The 19,594-nt window shown below is 64.4% G+C and carries 18 protein-coding genes; 6 read left to right on the top strand and 12 right to left on the bottom strand.

All coding sequences use genetic code 11. The features are described from left to right. Positions 1-87 precede the first annotated feature (87 nt). Together ubiB and ubiE are read right to left on the bottom strand one after the other, a co-directional pair. Entirely contained in the window at positions 88-1,662 is a 1,575-nt protein-coding gene (gene ubiB / locus U8330_RS00955) for a 2-polyprenylphenol 6-hydroxylase (protein ID WP_323103244.1), read from the bottom strand. Between the two features lie 45 nt (positions 1,663-1,707). Then, positions 1,708-2,484, bottom strand: a complete 777-nt coding sequence (gene ubiE, locus U8330_RS00950; RefSeq protein WP_323103242.1) for a bifunctional demethylmenaquinone methyltransferase/2-methoxy-6-polyprenyl-1,4-benzoquinol methylase UbiE — start codon at positions 2,482-2,484, stop codon at positions 1,708-1,710. A 214-nt stretch (positions 2,485-2,698) separates the two neighbouring features. On the opposite strand from ubiE, the gene mutM reads away from it, so the two are divergent. The 3 genes from mutM (at position 2,699) to dnaA (ending at position 6,550) form a co-directional block, all read left to right on the top strand. Beyond that, positions 2,699-3,592: a bifunctional DNA-formamidopyrimidine glycosylase/DNA-(apurinic or apyrimidinic site) lyase gene (gene mutM, locus U8330_RS00945; RefSeq protein ID WP_323103241.1), complete on the top strand. Its 894-nt coding sequence runs from the start codon at positions 2,699-2,701 to the stop codon at positions 3,590-3,592. A gap of 218 nt (positions 3,593-3,810) precedes the next feature. After that, positions 3,811-4,077, top strand: coding sequence for a 30S ribosomal protein S20 (gene rpsT / locus U8330_RS00940; RefSeq protein ID WP_323103240.1), 267 nt, complete (start codon positions 3,811-3,813; stop codon positions 4,075-4,077). 910 nt (positions 4,078-4,987) lie between these two features. After that, entirely contained in the window at positions 4,988-6,550 is a 1,563-nt protein-coding gene (gene dnaA / locus U8330_RS00935) for a chromosomal replication initiator protein DnaA (protein ID WP_416236788.1), read from the top strand. A 67-nt stretch (positions 6,551-6,617) separates the two neighbouring features. On the opposite strand, the gene U8330_RS00930 is transcribed toward dnaA, so the two are convergent. Then, on the bottom strand, positions 6,618-8,018 hold the full coding sequence (locus U8330_RS00930; protein WP_323103239.1) for a M17 family metallopeptidase: 1,401 nt from the start codon (positions 8,016-8,018) through the stop codon (positions 6,618-6,620). Positions 8,019-8,157: 139 nt separating this feature from the next. On the opposite strand from U8330_RS00930, the gene U8330_RS00925 reads away from it, so the two are divergent. Beyond that, entirely contained in the window at positions 8,158-8,994 is an 837-nt protein-coding gene (locus tag U8330_RS00925) for a tetratricopeptide repeat protein (RefSeq protein ID WP_323103238.1), read from the top strand. 122 nt (positions 8,995-9,116) lie between these two features. Here the strand turns inward: U8330_RS00925 and U8330_RS00920 are convergent, their stop codons facing one another. The 9 genes from U8330_RS00920 to U8330_RS00880 form a co-directional block, all read right to left on the bottom strand. Then, positions 9,117-10,085, bottom strand: coding sequence for a type II secretion system F family protein (locus U8330_RS00920; RefSeq protein WP_323103237.1), 969 nt, complete (start codon positions 10,083-10,085; stop codon positions 9,117-9,119). A gap of 14 nt (positions 10,086-10,099) precedes the next feature. Next, complete coding sequence (locus U8330_RS00915) at positions 10,100-11,104, bottom strand: type II secretion system F family protein (protein ID WP_323103236.1); 1,005 nt, start codon at positions 11,102-11,104, stop codon at positions 10,100-10,102. A gap of 10 nt (positions 11,105-11,114) precedes the next feature. After that, positions 11,115-12,596 (bottom strand): CpaF family protein, encoded by a 1,482-nt coding sequence (locus tag U8330_RS00910; protein WP_323103234.1) that lies wholly within the window; start codon positions 12,594-12,596, stop codon positions 11,115-11,117. Positions 12,597-12,632: 36 nt separating this feature from the next. After that, positions 12,633-13,922, bottom strand: coding sequence for a CpaE family protein (locus tag U8330_RS00905; protein ID WP_323103232.1), 1,290 nt, complete (start codon positions 13,920-13,922; stop codon positions 12,633-12,635). A gap of 44 nt (positions 13,923-13,966) precedes the next feature. Further along, complete coding sequence (locus U8330_RS00900; RefSeq protein WP_323107075.1) at positions 13,967-14,659, bottom strand: CpaD family pilus assembly protein; 693 nt, start codon at positions 14,657-14,659, stop codon at positions 13,967-13,969. Positions 14,660-14,711: 52 nt separating this feature from the next. After that, entirely contained in the window at positions 14,712-16,256 is a 1,545-nt protein-coding gene (locus tag U8330_RS00895) for a type II and III secretion system protein family protein (protein ID WP_416236787.1), read from the bottom strand. Between the two features lie 20 nt (positions 16,257-16,276). Continuing rightward, complete coding sequence (gene cpaB / locus U8330_RS00890; protein ID WP_323103230.1) at positions 16,277-17,095, bottom strand: Flp pilus assembly protein CpaB; 819 nt, start codon at positions 17,093-17,095, stop codon at positions 16,277-16,279. 202 nt (positions 17,096-17,297) lie between these two features. After that, complete coding sequence (locus tag U8330_RS00885) at positions 17,298-17,801, bottom strand: prepilin peptidase (RefSeq protein WP_323103228.1); 504 nt, start codon at positions 17,799-17,801, stop codon at positions 17,298-17,300. Between the two features lie 149 nt (positions 17,802-17,950). Continuing rightward, positions 17,951-18,133, bottom strand: coding sequence for a Flp family type IVb pilin (locus tag U8330_RS00880; RefSeq protein ID WP_323103226.1), 183 nt, complete (start codon positions 18,131-18,133; stop codon positions 17,951-17,953). Positions 18,134-18,430: 297 nt separating this feature from the next. Here U8330_RS00880 and U8330_RS00875 point away from each other — a divergent pair, with 297 nt between their 5' ends. Together U8330_RS00875 and U8330_RS00870 are read left to right on the top strand one after the other, a co-directional pair. Next, a complete protein-coding gene (locus U8330_RS00875) occupies positions 18,431-18,823 on the top strand; it encodes a pilus assembly protein N-terminal domain-containing protein (protein WP_323103224.1) in 393 nt (130 codons plus the stop codon). Between the two features lie 138 nt (positions 18,824-18,961). Then, entirely contained in the window at positions 18,962-19,588 is a 627-nt protein-coding gene (locus U8330_RS00870) for a TadE/TadG family type IV pilus assembly protein (protein WP_323107073.1), read from the top strand. Positions 19,589-19,594: the final 6 nt, after the last annotated feature.

Below are 19,594 nucleotides of genomic sequence, written 5' to 3'. Positions count from 1 at the left end.
AGGGCCAACTGCGGTCAATTGAAGTCGCGCGGCATTACATCTTTGTCATCTTGCCGCTTTTTCGTTTCCCGATGTTTCCGCCGGCTTCTAGAGAAGGTGCCAGGTGATCACCACCAGGCAGAGCGCGATGACCCAGAGCGCCAGACGACCGGAGCGGCTGTGGCGGGCTTCCGCCCGGCCGATCGCCTCGGCCGTCGCCGAATCGAACTTCAACCCGTGTTCGGCCATATCCGTCAGATCGCGCGAGAAGCGCTCGGACTTGGCGACGATATCGGGCGCCGCCTCGGCAAAGCGCAGCGCCGCGTGCAACCCGTCGCGCAGATCGACCGCGATCCGCTTCGGACCGAGATTGTCGCGGATCCAGGCGCCGACGACAGGCTCGGACGCCTTCCACATGTTGAAGCGCGGATTGAGCGACCGGGACACGCCCTCCACCACCACCATGGTCTTTTGCAGCATGACCAGCTCGGGGCGGGTTTCCATGTCGAAGAGCTCGGTCACCTCGAAGAGCAGCGTCAGGAGCTTCGCCATGGAGATGGTTTCGGCGGGCTGGCCATGGATCGGTTCACCGATGGCGCGGATCGCCTGAGCAAAGCTCGCCACATCATGATGCGCGGGAACATAGCCGGCTTCGAAATGCACATCCGCCACCCGGCGATAATCGCGCGTGATGAAGCCGAACAGGATTTCGGCCAGGAAGCGACGCTCCTTCTTGCCGAGCCGCCCGACAATGCCGAAATCGACCGCAACGATCATGCCCTGGCGATCGACCAGCAGATTGCCCTGGTGCATGTCGGCATGGAAGAACCCGTCGCGCAGCGTGTGGCGCAGAAAGGACTGGATCAGCGTTTCGGCGAGCCGGTTCAAATCATGGCCTGCCGCCCGCAGCGCCTCGATATCGGCCATGCGGGTGCCGTCGATCCACTCCATGGTCACGACATCGCGCCCGGTGCGCTCCCAGTCGACCTTCGGCACGCGAAAGCCTTCGTCCTGCGCGGTGTTCTCGGCGATCTCGGAAAGCGCCGCGGCCTCGAGCCTGAGGTCCATCTCGACCTTGGTGGTCTGCTCGAGCGTCTTCGTCACCTCGACAGGGCGAAGCCGGCGCGTATGGGGCAGGAACCGCTCCTGCATGCGGGCGACGAGATACATGGCCTGAAGGTCATGGGCGAAGCGCTGGCGCACGCCGGGCCGCACCACTTTCACCGCCACCTTTTCCAGCTGGCCGTTGCGCTCCACCATGGCCGGGTGGACCTGGGCGATCGAGGCCGCTGCGATCGGATCCTCGAAGCGCACGAAGAGCGCGTCCATCGGCCGGCCGAGCGATCCTTCGATCGAGGCGCGCGCCTCGCTGATCGGGAAGGTGGACATGCGGTCCTGAAGGAAGGCGAGATCGGCGGCGAACTCCGCGCCCACCACATCCGGCCGCGTGGCGAGGAACTGGCCGATCTTCACATAGGACGGACCAAGCCGCCCGATCGCGCGCGACAGGCGGTCGGCCCGCACCTCGAACTGTGCATGGCGACGTTCCAGAAGTCCGGCCGCACGCTGGAAGAGCCGCGCCATGGGGGGCAGGTTTTCCGGCGGAATGGCGGTGATGACGCCTTCGCGCGCCAACACCCAGCCGATGCGCAGGAGCCGGAGATAGGTGGCGGGCGAATTCATCGCGCGGCACCCCCGCAAGGTGTCTGTCGTGTCGAAGGCATCCGCTCAGATCTTCCAGCCGGAGTGCAGCGCCGCGATGCCGCCGGTATAATTGGTGTAGGTCACGCGGGAAAAACCGGCCGCCTCGATCATCCGGGCGAACTCGGCCTGCGCCGGGAACTTGCGGATGGATTCCACGAGATATTGATAGGGCTCGGCCTCGCCGGTGATCATCTGGCCGAAGCGGGGAATGGCGTTGAAAGACCAGGCATCATAGACCTGGTCCAGCACCGGCATGTCGACCGCGGCGAATTCCAGCACCAGCAACCGACCGCCACGCTTGAGCACCCGATAGGCTTCGCCCAGCGCGACGTCGATGCGGGGCACGTTTCGGATGCCAAACGCGATCGTATAGGCATCGAAATGCCGGTCGGGGAACGGCAGGGCTTCGGCATTGGCTTCCACGAAATCGAGATGGGAGGAAAGCCCGCGCTTTTCCGCCCGCTCGGCACCGACGGCCAGCATGGAGCCATTGATATCGAGCACGGTCGCATGCGCCTTGCGATCCGAGGCCTCGATGATGCGGAAGGCGATATCGCCGGTGCCGCCCGCCACATCCAGCACGCGGTAGGTCTCGCTGCGGCGCGGATTGAGCGCGGCCACCATGGAATCCTTCCAGACACGGTGCAGGCCGACAGACATGACGTCGTTCATCACGTCATAGCGCTTGGCGACCTTGTGGAAGACGGTGTTGACGAGACCCTGTTTCTCGCCGACTCCCACATCGCGAAAGCCGTACGAGGTCTCCATGCCGCCATCCGCCGAGGTCCGCTCGTCCGCCATTCACCGTCTCCTTGCCTTCATGCCGGCGCCCCGCTCTCATTCAGAACGAAGGCTGCATCGGTCTTGCCGGGGGGACCATAGCGAATCCCGCCTTCGGACACTATCTCTGGTGCATCGCCCGCCGATGCAAGAGGCATGCGAGGGAGATAGGGCGGCGGCCGCCCGCTCCCAGCACCACCCCGATCTATTCCACCGTTCAGTCAGGATCGCACTCATGCCCGAACTGCCCGAGGTCGAAACCGTTCGCCGCGGCCTCGCCCCCACCATGGAGGGCGCCACGATCGAGGAGGCGGAGCTGCGGCGGGGCGACCTGCGCTTTCCGTTTCCGCCGGATTTCGCGGCGGCGCTCAGAGGCGGGCATATTGTCGCGCTGTCGCGCCGGGCGAAATATCTGCTGATCGAGCTCGAGGATGGGGCGGTCATCATCGCCCATCTCGGCATGTCGGGCTCCTTCCGGATCGAGACCGACGAGGAGCCGGCGGAAACGCCGGGCGACTTCCACCATCCCCGTTCCAAGGACAGCCGCCACGACCATGTGATCTTCCATCTTCGAAAGCCGCAGGGGCGATACCGCATCGTCTATAATGACCCGCGCCGCTTCGGCTTCATGGATCTTGCCCGTCGCGAGACGCTTGCCGACCACCCCTTCTTCAAGGGGCTTGGAGAAGAGCCGACCGGCAACGGGCTCGACGCCCATCGTCTGGCTTCCCGGTTCAGGGGCCGGGCCCAGCCCTTGAAGTCGGCGCTGCTCGACCAGCGCGTCATTGCCGGGCTCGGCAATATCTATGTGTGCGAGGCGCTCTGGCGATCGCGGCTCTCGCCCATGCGCGCGGCCGGCACGCTGACAGACGAGGCGGGAGGCCCGCAGCCGCAGCTCGTGGTGCTGACCGAGGCGATCCGCGCGGTGATCGCCGACGCGATCGAGGCCGGCGGCTCGTCGCTGCGCGACCATATCCAGACGGATGGCTCGCTCGGCTATTTCCAGCACAGTTTCGCCGTCTACGACCGGGAGGGCGTCCCCTGCCCGCGGCCGGGCTGCGACGGCACGGTCGAGCGCTCGGTCCAGGCCGGCCGCTCCACCTTTCATTGCCGCCGCTGCCAGCTTTGACAACCGCCGCCGCCCCAGCCCCCGCAGAGCCGCAGCATGACAGGGCCGTGAAATAGCGCGTTGACGAAAAGCCCGATCGAGGCTATACGGGCGCCCACAGTTTGGCGGGCCGCTTGATCGGACCTGTCAATTGCCCCCGATGAGCTTGGATGACAGGTCTTAGCGACCCGACACGGCGCAGCGGGGGTGTTTTGTCAGTTTGAACAGAGAGACACCCGATGGCCAATACAACTTCTGCGAAGAAGGCGACCCGCAAGATCGCCCGCCGCACGGAAATCAACAAGTCCCGCCGGTCGCGCGTTCGCAGCTTCATCCGCAAGGTCGAGGAAGCGATTGCTTCCGGCGATCAGGCTGCTGCTCAGGCCGCTCTGAAGGCCGCCCAGCCGGAACTGGCACGTGCTGCCACCAAGGGCGTCATGCACGCCAACACGGCATCGCGGAAGGTTTCCCGCCTGGCAAGCCGCGTGAAGTCGATCTCCGCCTGATCAGGGCGCGACGCTTCATCCCGCATCGCTTCTTTTCGAAAGCCCGGCCTTTAGCCGGGCTTTTTGATTCCGGGGCGTGAGACCTAGGCGAGTCGCACGCGACGACAAGACCATGTCAGCAAAGTGACAGAATTTTTTACATATAATCAGCGCCTTAAGCAGGGGTTGCCATTTCTTGCCGAGCCCTAGGTCGGCGGAAGATGACAATTCAGAGTCAAGCGAATTTTTATTTTTTTGGCATTTCGCAGCCCGCTTTCAATCGCTAAAAACAAAGTGATTGATTCGACTGCGATTCTCAAATCACCCCTCTCGGTCCATACAAAAGGCGGCCATTGAGTCAACGCCCGAGCGCCTGCGAGCGCGAAAAATGGCGATTGATCTTGGGGACTGATCCTGCCTAAATGCCCTCCACGACAGGCCCGGGTGACGACCCTTCGTCCCTCGGGGAGCGCGCTGCTTCCAGCAGGGCATTCCTCGTCCGGGCATGTCGACAGGTGGATGTCGAACGGCTTCATCCTCTCAGTTTCAGCGTTTTCGCCCGTGCCACCCTTGGTGCGCGGACGATTTTTCGCGCTCTGAGGTTGAATTGCGGGAGACGATCCACCGACACGGCTGCAACTGGGCTGAACCGACCGACAGGGGAGGCAGCCGGGCAAGGCACCGATGGCCGGAGGAAAACGGGGTTCCTCCGCCGACGGCCGAATGACAGGCGGCCGGCGATCCTCAGAGGTCGCCGGAGGCAGGCAACGCAGAGCCGCTGGCCGATAAGGCGGCGGCGAAGCGAGGCTGATGACCGGGGCGCCGACCAGAGAGGGCGACGCTTCGGGAAAACCGTCCCATGGACAGGACGGAGCAAGGACTGCCGCCGGAAACGGCGGTGACAGGGGACGCGAGTGATGGAAGGCGGCACATGCTGATGAATTCGGGGACACGGGAAACCGCATTCGCAAAGGGCGAACTGACGGCGTCCATGGATGACGAACGCCAGAGCGAGACAGCAGGAGATCGGGTCATCATGAAGCAGGGCGCTCTGTTCGAACGGGTGAGCGCGCTTCTGAAAGCCCAGGTTGGTCCGGACGTCTATGCCAGCTGGTTCGGTCGGCTGAAGCTGCATTCGATCTCCAAGAGCGTCGTGCGCCTCTCCGTGCCCACGACCTTCCTGAAGTCCTGGATCAACAACCGCTATCTCGATCTGATCACCACGCTCTTCCAGCAGGAAGATGCCGATATCTTGAAGGTCGAGATCGTCGTGCGCAGCGCCACCCGCGGCGCGCGTCCGGGCAGCGAGGCCGATGCCGTCGTCGCCGCCGAGACCCCGGCGCCCGCACCGCAGACCCGCCGGGCCGGTGCCCAGGCGATCGGCCAGCAGAGTGCGGCCATCGCTGCCGCGCAGCAGCCCGCCCGCCCGCAGCAGCCGGCCGCAGCGCCGCTGTTCGGCTCGCCGCTCGATCCGCGCTACACCTTCGCAAGCTTCGTGGAAGGCTCGTCCAACCGCGTGGCGCTTGCTGCCGGCCGCACGATCGCCGAGGCCGGTGCCGGCGCCGTGCGCTTCAACCCGCTCTTCGTCCACTCTTCGGTCGGGCTCGGCAAGACCCATCTGCTGCAGGCGATCGCCACGGCGGCCATTCGCAGCCCGCGCAATCCGCGCGTCGTCTATCTGACGGCCGAATATTTCATGTGGCGCTTCGCCACCGCCATCCGCGACAACGATGCCCTGTCGTTGAAGGAAACGCTGCGCAACATCGATCTCCTGATCATCGACGACATGCAGTTCCTGCAAGGCAAGTCGATCCAGCATGAATTCTGTCACCTGCTCAACATGCTGCTCGACAGCGCCAAGCAGGTCGTCGTTGCCGCCGACCGCGCGCCGTGGGAACTGGAATCGCTCGATCCCCGCGTCCGCTCGCGCCTACAGGGCGGCGTGGCAATCGAGATGGAAGGCCCGGATTACGAGATGCGCCTCGAAATCCTCAAGCGCCGCCTTGATGTCGTGCGCGAGGAAGATCCGAGCATCGACATTCCCGCCGAAATCCTCACCCATGTTGCCCGCGCCATCACGGCCAGCGGCCGCGAACTGGAAGGCGCGTTCAACCAGCTCCTGTTCCGCCGCTCCTTCGAGCCCGACCTGACGCTGGAACGGGTCGACGAGCTGCTGGGTCACCTCGTCAATGCCGGCGAGCCGCGCCGCGTGCGCATCGAGGATATCCAGCGTGTCGTGGCTAAGCATTACAATGTCTCGCGCCAGGAGCTCGTCTCCAACCGGCGGACGCGGGTCATCGTCAAGCCGCGCCAGATCGCCATGTATCTGGCGAAGACGCTCACGCCCCGCTCCTTCCCGGAAATCGGCCGTCGCTTCGGCGGCCGCGACCACACGACCGTTCTGCATGCCGTGCGCAAGATCGAGGATCTGATCGCCGGCGACACCAAGCTCAGCCACGAAATCGAGCTTCTGAAGCGGCTGATCAACGAATAGGCGGCCAAGCCGCTGACTGCGCAAGGGCGTCGGAGCGATCCGGCGCCCTTTTTTGCGTGTCCGCAGCTCAGAGGCCGTTACGGATCAGCTGGTAGAGCGCGCGGATTCCCTGCCCCTCGCCGCCGACGACAGGCGCATGCGCGCGCTCGGAGGGCGACCAGCCGAAGATGTCGAGATGCACCCAGCGCGGCGCCCGCTCGACGAAGCGCTTGAGGAACAGCGCCGCGGTGATCGCGCCCGCCATGCCGCCTGCCGGCGCATTGGTGAGATCGGCCACCTTGGCGGTGACATCCTTCTCATATCCCTTGAAGAGCGGCAGCCGCCAGAGCGGATCGGCGACGCTGAGGCTCGCCTCCGTCAGGCGGACAGCGAGCGCCTCGTCATCGGTGAAGAAGGGCGGAAGATCCGGCCCCAGCGCCACGCGCGCCGCCCCGGTCAGGGTCGCCATGTCAACGATGAGATCGGTCTCCTCTTCATCGGCCAGCGCCAGCGCATCGGCCAGGATGAGACGCCCTTCCGCATCCGTATTGTCGATCTGCACCGTCAGGCCCTTGCGCGACCGGTAGATATCGCCCGGGCGGAAGGCATTGCCGGCAATGGAGTTTTCAACGATCGGCAGCAGCACGCGGAGATCCACATCAAGCCCGGCATCCATGATCATCAGGGCCAGCCCCATGACATTGGCAGCACCGCCCATGTCCTTCTTCATCAGCAGCATGGAGGCCGCGGGCTTGATGTCGAGCCCGCCGGTATCGAAGCAGACGCCTTTGCCGACCAGGGTGATGCGCCGCCCGCCGCCCAGCCCGCCGCTGCGCCCACCGCGCCAGCGCAGATCGAGCAGGCGCGGCGCCTCGGCCGCCGCCCGGCCGACCGTGTGGATCAGCGGAAAGTTCTGCGACAGCAGATCGTCGCCTGCAATCGTGGTGACGGTGGCGCCATAGTGATGGGCAAGGCCCCGGACCACGGCTTCGAGCGCCTCAGGCCCCATATCGTTCGTGGGCGTGTTGATCAGGTCGCGGGCCAGGGTGACGCCGGCCAGCCGCCGGGCGAGATCGGCCTCGTCCACGCCTTCGGGAAGCGCCAGGACCGGCTGTTCGGCCCCGTTTGCCTTGTAGCGATCGAAGCGATAGCTGCCGAGACCGAAGCCAAGCGCAGCGGCATCGGCCGGCACGGCCTCTCCCACCAGCCGCCAGCGACCCTTCGGCAGGCTGCGGGCGAGCTTGCCCGTGGCAAACGGCGCCGGGTCGGCACCAAGGCCGAAGAGTGCGCCCTTGAGGGCTCCGTCCACGCCGGGCAGCAGCAGCAGGCCGCCGCTTTCGGCCTTGAAGCCGGCCGCTTGGGCAAAGGCTGCGACCTGCGGTTCGAGACCGCCCGCCTCGAGGAGATCCGGCGTCAGGACATGAACGGGCAAGCCCTCCCCTCCACGCGCGAAGGGAGAAGGGCGATCGATGGTGGCAAAGGGCGCCATGGCGGAACACTTTCGGAAAGGTCTGACGGAAGGAGGAATTAACACTCTGTTAGGGTTAACAGATTATTCATGGCGAGACGATGCGCCGTTTTCCAGTCTCTCGTGCCGGTGCTGCCCATTCCTTCCCGGAGCCCTGGCCATGGCGGCATGCAAACCTTCCCTTTCCTTGAGATCCGGCCTCCTCGCCGCCTCCGTGGCGCTGGCATTGACGGGGTGCGCCGGGCCGAAGAAGGAGCTGACGACCGGATCGGTCCCCGCGGGCTCCGCCGCCGTTTCGCCGGATCGCATGGCCGGGCTGAATGCCACCGAGTTGCACGCCGCGGCCGAGCGCTACGGAAAGGCTTATGAGGCAAATCCGAAGGACCGCAATGCCGGACTGAACTATGCCAATGTCCTGCGCATGAACGGGCGCAACGACCAGGCGCTGGCGGTGATGCAGCAGGTGGCGATCAACTACCCGACGGACCGGGACGTTCTGGCCGCCTATGGCAAGGCGCAGGCGGCGGCGGGTCAGTTGGAGCAGGCGCTGACCACGATCGGCCGCGCCCAGACACCGGACCGGCCCGACTGGCGGCTGAAATCGGCGGAAGGCGCGATCCTCGACCAGCTGGGGCGCTCGGGCGAAGCCCGTCTTCGCTATCGCGATGCGCTCGATATCGCCCCGAACGAACCGTCGGTGCTCTCCAACCTCGGCATGTCCTATCTGCTCGCCAAGGATTTGAAGACGGCGGAATCCTACCTGCGCACCGCCGCGCGCCAGCCGGGTGCCGATAGTGGTGTCCGGCAGAACCTGGCGCTCGCCGTCGGCTTGCAGGGTCGGTTCCAGGAGGCGGAGGCGATCGCTAAGGCCGAGCTGTCCGAAGTGCAGGCCACGGCCAATGTCGCCTATCTCCGCTCGGTTCTCTCCCAGCAGAACGCCTGGCAGAAGCTCGCCAAGACCGACAAGCCCGCCGGCAACGACGCCAACACCAACTGACAGCCCCTGCCGAGGATCAAAGGAAAGCCGCGACGGAACTCCGCCGCGGCTTTTTCCATGGGAGCGCCGAGGATCGCAGAGCCGTTTCAACCGAGGCCGATCGCTCCGATGTTAGACCGACCCTAGAATCGATCGGCCACCTGGATGCCGGCGGGGCCGAGAATGACCAGGATCAGCACCGGCAGGAAGAAGATGATCATCGGCACGGTCAGCTTCGGCGGCAGGGCGGCGGCCTTCTTCTCCGCGGCATTCATCCGCTGGTCGCGGCTTTCCTGCGCAAGCACGCGCAACGCCTGGCCGATCGGCGTGCCGTAGCGGTCGGCCTGGATGAGAGCCTGGCAGACGGCGCGCACATCTTCGATGCCGATGCGGATGCCGAGATTTTCGATCGCCTGGCGCCGATCGGGCAGATAGGAGAGCTCGGCGGTGGTCAGCACCAGTTCTTCCGCCAAAGCCGGCGAGGAGACGGCGATTTCATCCGCCACGCGGCGCATGCCGAGCTCCATGGAGATGCCCGATTCGACGCAGATCAGCAGCAGGTCGAGCGCATCGGGCCAGGCGCGGCGGATCGAGGCCTGGCGCTTCTTCATCTGGTTGGTGACGAGAATATTCGGCAGGTAGAAGCCGAAATAGCCGGCCAGCACCACGCCGAACAGCCGCACGCCGAAGGGGCGATCGGCGAAATTGCCGAGCACGAAGACATAGACGACAGCGAGCGCCAGAAACAGGAAGGGCAGGCAGAAGCGGGCGAAAAGAAACAGGTTCAACGCGTTCTGCGACCGATAGCCGGCACGTTTGAGCTTGTTGACCGTGTTCTCGTCCACCAGCGCCTGACGCAGGTTCAGCCGTTCGACCACCTGGCGGACGGAGGAGTTGTTCTGCGTGCGCAGGCTCGCCTTGCTGGAGGTTTCGCTGTGCAGCCGGGCGCGCTCGCGAGCGCGGATGACCTCGCGCTCGGTGGCGACCGCCTTCATGCGCTTGTCGAGATCGCCCCGTTCCAGAAAGGGCGCCGCGATCGTGTAGAAGGTCGCCAGCACCGCAAGGGCGACGAGGCAGGCGAAGATGACCTGCGGATGGACAAGAGCCTGCACGCTGCGCTTCCTCCTCAGATATCGAAATTGATCATCTGGCGCATGACGAAGACGCCGACGGCCATGACGACGGCGGAGATGGCCATGATCATGTGCCCACGCGGATCGGTGAACAGCACCATCATGTAATCGGGCGAGGTGAGATAGACGAGCGTGGCGACGATGAAGGGCAAGGCGCCGATGATCCAGGCGGAGGCCTTGGCTTCCATCGACAGGGCCTTGATCTTGGCCTTCATCTTGCGCCGGTCGCGCAGCACCTTGGAGAGGTTGCCGATCGCTTCCGACAGGTTGCCGCCGGATTGCGACTGGATGGCGATGACGATGGCGAAGAAGTTCACCTCGGGCCGCGGCACGGTGGCGATCATGCGGCCGCAGGCCTCGGCAATGCTGAGCCCGACCCCTTGGGAATCGATGACCCGGCGGAACTCGGACTTGACCGGCTCCTGGCCATCGGACGCGATCAGCCGCATGGCGTCCGCCAGCGGCAGGCCGGACTTGATCGAGCGGACCATCGTATCCAGCGCGTTCGGGAATTCCTCCAGAAATTTCTCGCAGCGCCGCTTGGTGAGGAAGGACACGACCCAGCGCGGAAGACCCAGCGCGCAAACGATGATGACGCCCACCATGGCGAAGAGATTGGCGGTCAGGATGAAGACGACCGTGCCGGCGAGGATTGCAAAGAGCGTCGAATAGATATGGAGCTGGGTTGGCGAGATACGCAGGCCCGCCTGCGTCAACCGCACCTTCATCGATGGCTTGGTGTTGCGCTCTTCCTGCTTCTTCTCGAAATCCTTCAGCGAATCCTGCACGGATTTGCGCCGCTTCGACATTTCCGCCATGCGGTCGCGCGCCGCCTTGACCTTGGTGCGGTCGCTTTCGGAAGCTTTGACCTTGCGGAAACGGGTCTCTGCCTTCTTCTCGGCCTCGATCTTGGGAAAGAGGATGACATAGGCAAGGCCGGCGGCGGAAATGCCGGCCAGCAGGATGACGGCGAGAATGCTCACATCGATGCCGAACATGGGCGCCGCCTCACATCTTTTCCATCGCGTCGAGCGTGGCCGCCAGGCGCTTGTCCTCGTTGAAGTAGCGGGCGCGATCCCAGAAATGCGGGCGGCCGATACCGGTTGGCTTGTGCTTGCCGATGATGCGGCCGTTGGCGTCCTCGCCCTCGATCTCGAAGCGCATCAGATCCTGGGTGATGATGACATCGCCTTCCATGCCGATCACTTCGGTGATGTGTGTGATGCGGCGCGAGCCGTCGCGCAGGCGGGCCGCCTGGATGATGACGTCGATCGAGCCGGCGATGATCTCGCGCACGGTCTTGGCCGGCAGGGTATAGCCGCCCATCGCGATCATCGATTCCATACGCGCCAGGCATTCGCGCGGCGTGTTGGCGTGGATCGTGCCCATGGAGCCGTCATGGCCGGTGTTCATGGCCTGGAGGAGGTCGAACACCTCCGGGCCGCGCACTTCGCCGACGATGATGCGTTCGGGCCGCATACGCAGGCAGTTCTTGATGAGATCGCGCATGGTGATCTCGCCCTCGCCCTCGATGTTCGGCGGGCGGGTTTCAAGCCGCACCACATGCGGCTGCTGCAGCTGCAGTTCGGCCGTGTCCTCGCAGGTGATGACCCGCTCGTCCGTGTCGATATAGCCGGTCAGGCAGTTGAGCAGCGTCGTCTTGCCCGAGCCGGTACCGCCCGAGATGACCAGGTTGCAGCGCACGCGGCCGATGATCTGCAGGAGGACCGCGCCCTCCGGCGTGATCGCCCCGAACTTGACGAGCTGGTCGAGCTTCAGCTTGTCCTTCTTGAACTTGCGGATGGTGAGCGCGGTGCCATCGATGGCGAGCGGCGGCGCGATGACGTTGACGCGCGATCCGTCGGGCAGGCGCGCATCGCAGATCGGCGAGCTTTCATCCACCCGCCGGCCAACCTGGCTGACGATGCGCTGGCAGATGGAGAGGAGCTGGGCATTGTCGCGGAAGCGGACCTCGGATTCGATCGTCTTGCCGCCGACTTCGATATAGGTGCGGCCGGCGCCGTTGACCATGATGTCGGCGATATCGTCGCGCGCCAGCAACGGCTCGAGCGGCCCATAGCCGAGCACGTCGTTGCAAATGTCCTCGAGCAGTTCCTCCTGCTCGGCGATCGACATCGCAAAGTTCTTGATGGTGATGATGTCGTTGACGATGTCGCGGATTTCCTCGCGCGCGCTCTCATTGTCGAGCTTGGCGAGCTGCGAGAGATCGATCGTGTCGATCAACGCCGAGAAGACCTGGGATTTCGTGTCGTAATAGCCCTCGTCACGCGCCGCACGCTTCTTCGGCGCGACGGGGGCGACACGCGGGGGAACCGCGGTCGATCGCACCGGCTCGGGCAAGACGGGCGTAGACGGACGCTCGGCCACGGCAAGGTCCGGCTGCGGTGCGGGGACGAGCGAGGCCGGCGGCGGCGCGGCAATCCCGCCGCCCGCCTTGCCGAAGCCTTCATTTCCACGTTTCCCAAACATGCTGATCCACCTGCTTTGCTGGCTTGAAAGACGCGTTTACTTGCGGCCGAGCTTGCCGAGCACCTTGGCCAGACCGGCGCGCTTGGCCTTCTTGGCAGTCACTCGGCCGGTCAGGAGATGGGCAAGCTGGGCGATGATTTCGGCGGTCGGCGCCTTCTTGTCGGTTTCCGCGATCATGCGGCCGCTGTTGGCAGCGGTACCGAACAGCACCGCATCGAAAGGAATGATGGCGGCGGGCTCGATTTCGAGCGATTCGCAGAAGTCGGTCGTGGCGATCTCGGGCCGCTTCGGCAGGCCGACCTGGTTGAGGATCAGATGCGGCGGCTTGTCGTTCGGCCGCAGCTTCTTCAGGACGTCGAGCATGTTCTTGGCATTGCGCAGATTGGCGAGGTCCGGCACGGCGGTGATCACCAGCTCGTCGGCATCGGCCAGCACCCGACGGGTCCAGTCGTTCCAGGCATGGGGAACATCGAGCACCGAAATCGGCGCATTGCGCTGCAGGATATCGAGCAGCGGCTGGAAGGCGCCGGCGTCGAAATCGAAGGCACGGTCGAGCATGGAAGGCGCGGCCAGAAGCGAAAGGTGCTCGGAGCATTTGGCAAGCAAGCGGTCGAGGAAGACCTCGTCCAGACGCTCCGGAGAGAACACCGCCTCGGACATGCCCTGCGGCGGATCCTGGTCGAAATTGATGTTGGCCGTGCCATAGGGCAGGTCGAGATCGGCCAGCACGGTCTCCGTCGAGAAAAGATGGGAGATGCCCCAGGCGCAATTATGCGCGAGCGTCGAGGAGCCGACCCCGCCCTTGGCACCGATGAAGGCGATGCTGCGGCCGAGCGGCGCGGCTTCGGGATCGACGAAGATCGCCGCGATGGCCGAGAGAATGTCCGGCATGGCGACGGGCGCCACCATATATTCGGAAATGCCGTTGCGGATCAGCTCGCGATAAAGGCCGATATCGTTGTAGCGGCCGATGATGATGACCTTGGTGCTCGGATCGCAGACGGCGGCGAGCGGCGCCAGCTCGTCCATCATCGCCTTCGGTTCGACGGCGGTTTCCAGGATGATCAGGTTCGGCGTCGGCGTGGTCGCAAACATATTGGCGGCAGCAGCGATCGTGCCGCTGTTGATCCTGAGATTGACCTTGCCCATCCGCCGGTCCTGGCCGCAGCGTTCCAAGGTGCGTAGCACGCTTTCGGATTCGCAGAAGGCATGGATCGAGATGCGCGGCAGCGGGCGCAGATGCTCGACATCCTGCGAGCCGACCGGCTCCGCCAGGCGCGCCGGCTCGCTGCCCATCCCGTCGATCTTATAGTCAATCGCGCTCATTGCCTTTGTCCCCCGAAGCCCTTCCGCCCGCCGGAAGGCTGTCGTCAGTTCGTGCCGATGGTGATCGTCGTCCCGCTCTTCACGCCGCGATAGTCGTCGATGACCTTGCCGCGCTGGAAGGCATCGATCGGCGTTTCCGCGCGCGGCCCGAGCAGGTCGGTCGGATTTGCGATCTGTGCGGCGAGGTTCGACTGCGTCGCGCAGCCGAAATTCTCGTAGTTCTTGTTGTCGATCGTGTTCTTGGCGAGGTCCGAAGGCCAGTTGCCGCAGGGCGCCGTGCTGGCGGCGATCGCCGTGAAGGAGAGACGCACCGGCGCCGCATCGCCGCTGCTGTCGGCCTGGTAATGGGTCTCGAGGATGCGGTTGGCCGGCACGCCGCCTTCGACGAGCGCCCGACGGATTTCAGGCCGCACGCCGTTGGCCGCTGCCGCATTCGGTGAGCCGGAGGGCAGCATGATCTGGACGACGCCGGTCGAGGCGCTGGCATATTTCTGGCCGAAACCCCGCACCACCTCGCGCGTTGGTGTGGTCAGCCGCCGCTCACCGACAGCGATCGGCAGGTCGATCGCCTTTTCGGTCTCGCCCACCACCACCGGATGGCGGGTGCGGTAATCATCCGGCAGGGCACCGGTCTGTGTCGCGTCGCGCGCACATCCGCTTGCCGTCGCCGCGATGACGAGGCTGAGTGCCGCGAGACGCAGACCGCCGAGCGAAGCGGCGAATTTCGATGTCGACATGGCGACGGGCCTTTCGGTGCGACGGATCGGGAGGGTCATGGTTTGGCCGTCCTCACTTGTAGATGAAGCCGACATTGCCGTGATATTGCCCGGTGGGCGCGGCAGCGCGGTTGCCATAGATGCGGTTGACCTCGCCGAGGAAGAAACCGGACAGGTCGTCGGCGGGATTGAAATTGTCGTCGGGTCGCGACAGCTCGCTGCGCGAGACGGGCCGCACCAGATAGGGTGTCGCGATGATCACCAGCTCGGTCTCGTTGCGCTGGAAATCGCGCGAGCGGAACAGCGTGCCGATGACCGGGATCTTCGAAGCGCCGGGCACGCCCGACATGGCCTGGCGAATATTGTCCTGCACGAGACCGGCAATGACGATCGAGCCGCCGGAGGGCAGTTCGACGCTGGTGGATGCCTCGCGCTTGCGGATCGACATATAGGTCTGGCCGGGAATGCCGATGGGCGTGCTGCGGCTGCGCGGCGCCTTGCGGGTGGCAAGGTTGCCGCTGACATCATTGCCTTCATAGGTCGGCTCGGAGACCTTGGTGGCGATCTCGAGGCTGATGCGGCCGGGGCTGAGCACGACGGGGGTGAAATCGAGGCCGATGCCATATTCGACCGTCTCGGTCTCGCGCGTGACCACGCCGTCCTCGATCTGCTGGTTGGAGGGAAGGCGATACTCGCCGCCGACGAAGAACTCGGCCTTCTTGCCGGAAATGGCGGTCAGGCTCGGCTCGGCCAGCGTGCGCATGACGCCGGCCTGCTCCATGGCGTTGATATAGTTCGCAATGCCGATCGAGCCGTCGGAAATGGACGAGGTGATGACCGAGGAGAAGGGGTTGACCGCGTTGCCGAGATTGGCGGGATTGGAGAAGAGGATCTGATCCGTGCCCTTGGAGATGGCGCCGGAGAAGCCGAGCTGCTTGAGGATCTGGCGTGAGACCTCCGCCACCGTCACCTTCAGCATCACCTGGTCTTCGCCCTCGATCTTCAACAGATTGACGATCTGCGAACGCTGGCGGGTTTCGGCGAAGATATCGGCATCGCCATTGTTGCCCTGGGCGGTGATGTTGCGGGTGGTCGCTTCACCGCCTTTGAGGAAGGCCTGGGCCAGTTCGACCACGCGGGTGGAATCGAGCGGCGTGCGCACCGTCCCGGTCAGCACGATGTTGTCCGAAACGATCTCCACCTTGATGTTTGAATCGGGCAGGAACCGGCGCAGATTGGCTTCGAGGTTCGAGATATCGCGCTCGATCTCGAGATCGAGGCTGACGATCTCGCGTCCGCCTTCGCCGAAGATGAAGATGTTGGTCTGCCCGACGGTCTTGCCGAACAGATAGATACGCCGGGAGGTGCGGGTCACGGCATCCGCGACGCTCGGATCGGCGACCAGAATGTCGCGTGCATCGTCCGGCAGGTCGACGACCACGGCCTTGTTCAGCCCGAGCTTGACCACCTTCTTGGCGCCCGGCCCGATATCGGCGATGCGGACGATCGTGTCGGCGGCCCGCGCCGGAGTCGGAACCATCGGCAGGCCGGAGATGGCGATGACGAGCCCCATGCTGCTGGCCAGCAGGCTCCGGATTGTCTTGCGAATACGGTTCACCGTCTGCTCCCGTTCGTGCATCACTGAGCCGCACCGCTCATGGAGGTGGATGTCCCGCTGTCCCTGACGATCGAGCCGGACTTGATGACCTGGATCTGGCCGCGCCCATCACCCTTCAGCAGATAGTCCGCGGCATTCGTATCGGGCTCCTGGGCATCGGCGACGCTGCGCAGCGCGAGCGACAGCCGCGCCGCCATCTGCTGGGCCACGGTGATGACCTGGGCCTGATCGGGTGTCAGTTCGAGCGTCGCCGTGGCGCCGACCACCGTCTTGCCGCCCTCGGGGCTTTCCTCGATCTGCTGGTCGATCGCCAGCACCCGCACGTTGGAGAGCACGGTTTCGGTCAGATACTGATCTTCTGCACCCCGGCGGACCATGATGACGTCGACACGGTCATTGGGCAGAACGAAGCCGCCGGCGCTGGTAGCCACGGTGATTTCGGTCGCGACGGCGCGCTTGCCGGAGGGCAGCAGCGAGGAGAGGATCTTGCTGGACGCATCGGCGATCTTTTCAGGCCGGATCGGTTCGCCGTCGAGCAGCGGCAGGCGGACGACGGCATTGGCAAGCTCGGTCATCGCCTCGGGCCGGGCCTCGTCGGTGATGAAGCCGTCGACGATGCCGTCCTTCGGCCAGGCCATCCAGCGCAGAGCATCGGCGGTGATCCGCGATCCGACCGAGAGGCTCTTGGCGGCGACGAGAACGTTCAGCGTCGGCTCACGCTCGACCACCGGCCGATCCGCCTGAACCACGGTCGTGCCGGTCAGGTTGAGTGCCAGGAGGCCCGCGAGCCCGGCCGAGACCACGGCCACCGTCAGAATGAGAACGCGCGCCGGCTTCATCGTCTTTCCCGCATCCTTGCCTTGCTGTTGTTGAGGCGAGAATGAGGCGCAAAGGTATAATTAAGGTTAACGAGGCACTAACGGACGACCTTAAAAATCAATAAATTTACGGATTGCGGAGGATGCGTCCTGTAACGCAGCCGTGCCGAAACCTGCACAGAGCCCGAGCAGGTGGGTTGGATCGACGGTTGCGCGGCGTCTGTCAGCCGAGCGCCAGATGCATGAGCGGCGACTCGGGGAAAGCCAGGAAGCCGCCGGAGGCGATGGCCAGCGCATAGGGCACCTTGCGTGTCTGCAGGAGCACGAAGGGAACGGGCAGGCGATAGGCGACGATCAGATCGCTTTTCGAGCGCAGAAACAGGATGGCGAAGACCAGGATCCCGCCGAAGAACGACACGGCAACCAGAAACAGAAGAAGCGAGGTGTTGAGGCCGAACCAGACGGCGCTTGCGGTCAAGAGCTTCGCATCGCCGCCGCCCATCGTGTTCGTGGCGAACAGCACGAAGCAGACGGCAAAGACAGCGAGCCCCGCCGCCAGGTGCTCCCCGATGGTGATCCAGTCCATGCCCGCCAGCGGCGCGATGACGAGGAAGCTCGCGATCAAGATCGCCGAGACGCGGTTCGGGATCGTCATCGTCAGGAAATCCGTGCAGGCGGCCAGCGCCATGCAGAGCGGAAAGATGACGAAGATGGCAGCCTGGATCATCGCGAAACTCCCTTGGACTCCGGCAAGCCTAACGCAGGCCTGTTAAGGAAAGGCGAAGCCGGTGTCGCCAGCGACGGTGCGGTTCACATCAAAAGAGCCGCCTCCCGTCGGGAAGCGGCTCCTTTATTGGTCGAACGAAGCGAAGGGGTTCAGGGCTTCGGCGTGCTGTTCGAGAGCTTGGTGGAGATGGCGTTGAAGGTGTTGCCGATCTGGTTGCCGAGGGCAGATGCGCCGCCGATGATGGCAACGGCGATCAGCGAGGCGATCAGACCGTATTCGATGGCGGTCGCGCCGGACTCATCCTTCATGAAGCGAGCGAGGATCGTAGTCATGGTGTCTCTCCTAGTTAAAGACCTGTGAGGTGTTCAGCATCACCGCGGCGTGTTCCCGTCCATCGGTTGACGCGAAACTAAACGGCCCTCCATTTCAATCCGCTTAAAGGTTTGAGTTACCGCGAACTTAATGACCGTCCGCTTCTGGGATGGTGATCAGTGACTTAAAGCATTGGCTAGATTCGACTCTACTCCGGCTTGCCAGGACGGATTTAACGCTTCATTCACCAAAACCGTGCACTGTCGGCCATCGGCTTACGAGGTCCTGTCATCATGTCGCTATCGAAACTCCCGAGCATGGCTCTCAAGCCCGCCTTGCTGGTGCTTTCGGCTTCGTGCCTCCTTACGGTCTTCGGCCTGGCTGCGCCGGCCGCAGCGCAGGAGGAGGAAGACCTGATGCATGTCTATCTCAACCACGCGCGGGTGCTGAGGCTCGACCGGCCGATCAGCAAGGTCATCGTCGGCAGCGCCGAAGTGGCGGACGCCACCGTGGCGGACCAGAAGACGATCGTGCTCACTGGCCGTAAGCTCGGAACGACCAATCTTGTCATTCTGGATAGCCAGGACAATCCGATCCTCGACCAGCGCATTCTCGTCTCCACCGATGAAGGCCGGACGCTCAGGGTCTTCCGCTCGACCTCCCGCGCCATCCTGACCTGCACGCCGGACTGCGAAACCCATGCCGACTGAGGCTTGGGCCGACTGAGGCTTGGGCCGACTGAGGCTTGAGGCCAACTGAGGCTTGAGGCCGAAGACGGCGAAGCACACTCACGAAATCTAAACCGTTGCCAGCATAGGCTTACGCATCGACAATCACTCGGTGCCATGATGGCTGACGACCTTCCCCGCTCTTCCCCTTCGCCCGTCCTGCCAGACCGGGGCGAGACGCGTACCCGTCGTCCGCAGCTGCTGCTGCGGCGGTTCCTCCGCGCGCGCCAGGGCGGAACGGCGATCGAGTTCGCGCTGCTCGTCCTGCCCTTCCTCACCGTCATCTTCGCCTCGATCGAAACCTTCGTGGCCTTTACCGGCGAGCAGCTGCTCGCCAATGCCACGGAAACCATGGCACGGCGGATCCGCACCGGCGAGGTGATGACCAAGGCGCAGTTCCGCCAGCAGTTCTGCAACGAGATCTCGGTGATGATGCCCTGCTCGGCGGCCGAACTCTCGACACCGAGCAAGCTCTATCTCGATGTCCGCTCCTTCACGAGTTTCGCCGATATTCCGGTCGCCGTCCCACGCAAGACCTCGGCCTCGAGTTCGGATCTCGACACTAGCGGATTTGCCTATGCACCGGGCGGCGCGGGCACCATCAATGTGGTGCGTGCCTATTACCGCTGGACGGTGATTACCGATCTGGTGCGGCCCTATGTCACCAATCTCCGTCCCGCCGGTTCGTCCATGCCGTCGGACTTCCTGATGGTCTCGACGACCACCTTCCGCAACGAGCAGTTCTAGGATCCG

Origin of the sequence: Rhizobium sp. CC-YZS058 (assembly GCF_034720595.1) — a bacterium.
Lineage (GTDB): Bacteria > Pseudomonadota > Alphaproteobacteria > Rhizobiales > Rhizobiaceae > Ferranicluibacter.
This window is presented reverse-complemented; position numbering and strand designations above follow the sequence as displayed.

Bases quoted from the DNA above. Each gene is read 5' to 3' on its own strand.
- U8330_RS00880 (WP_323103226.1), bottom strand. From the start codon at position 18,133: ATGACTACGATCCTCGCTCGCTTCATGAAGGATGAGTCCGGCGCGACC.
- U8330_RS00875 (WP_323103224.1), top strand. From the start codon at position 18,431: ATGGCTCTCAAGCCCGCCTTGCTGGTGCTTTCGGCTTCGTGCCTCCTT.
- ubiE (WP_323103242.1), bottom strand. From the start codon at position 2,484: ATGGCGGACGAGCGGACCTCGGCGGATGGCGGCATGGAGACCTCGTAC.
- U8330_RS00915 (WP_323103236.1), bottom strand. From the start codon at position 11,104: ATGTTCGGCATCGATGTGAGCATTCTCGCCGTCATCCTGCTGGCCGGC.
- dnaA (WP_416236788.1), top strand. From the start codon at position 4,988: ATGCTGATGAATTCGGGGACACGGGAAACCGCATTCGCAAAGGGCGAA.
- U8330_RS00930 (WP_323103239.1), bottom strand. From the start codon at position 8,018: ATGGCGCCCTTTGCCACCATCGATCGCCCTTCTCCCTTCGCGCGTGGA.
- U8330_RS00905 (WP_323103232.1), bottom strand. From the start codon at position 13,922: ATGAGCGCGATTGACTATAAGATCGACGGGATGGGCAGCGAGCCGGCG.
- mutM (WP_323103241.1), top strand. From the start codon at position 2,699: ATGCCCGAACTGCCCGAGGTCGAAACCGTTCGCCGCGGCCTCGCCCCC.
- cpaB (WP_323103230.1), bottom strand. From the start codon at position 17,095: ATGAAGCCGGCGCGCGTTCTCATTCTGACGGTGGCCGTGGTCTCGGCC.
- ubiB (WP_323103244.1), bottom strand. From the start codon at position 1,662: ATGAATTCGCCCGCCACCTATCTCCGGCTCCTGCGCATCGGCTGGGTG.
- rpsT (WP_323103240.1), top strand. From the start codon at position 3,811: ATGGCCAATACAACTTCTGCGAAGAAGGCGACCCGCAAGATCGCCCGC.
- U8330_RS00925 (WP_323103238.1), top strand. From the start codon at position 8,158: ATGGCGGCATGCAAACCTTCCCTTTCCTTGAGATCCGGCCTCCTCGCC.
- U8330_RS00900 (WP_323107075.1), bottom strand. From the start codon at position 14,659: ATGTCGACATCGAAATTCGCCGCTTCGCTCGGCGGTCTGCGTCTCGCG.
- U8330_RS00885 (WP_323103228.1), bottom strand. From the start codon at position 17,801: ATGATCCAGGCTGCCATCTTCGTCATCTTTCCGCTCTGCATGGCGCTG.
- U8330_RS00910 (WP_323103234.1), bottom strand. From the start codon at position 12,596: ATGTTTGGGAAACGTGGAAATGAAGGCTTCGGCAAGGCGGGCGGCGGG.
- U8330_RS00870 (WP_323107073.1), top strand. From the start codon at position 18,962: ATGGCTGACGACCTTCCCCGCTCTTCCCCTTCGCCCGTCCTGCCAGAC.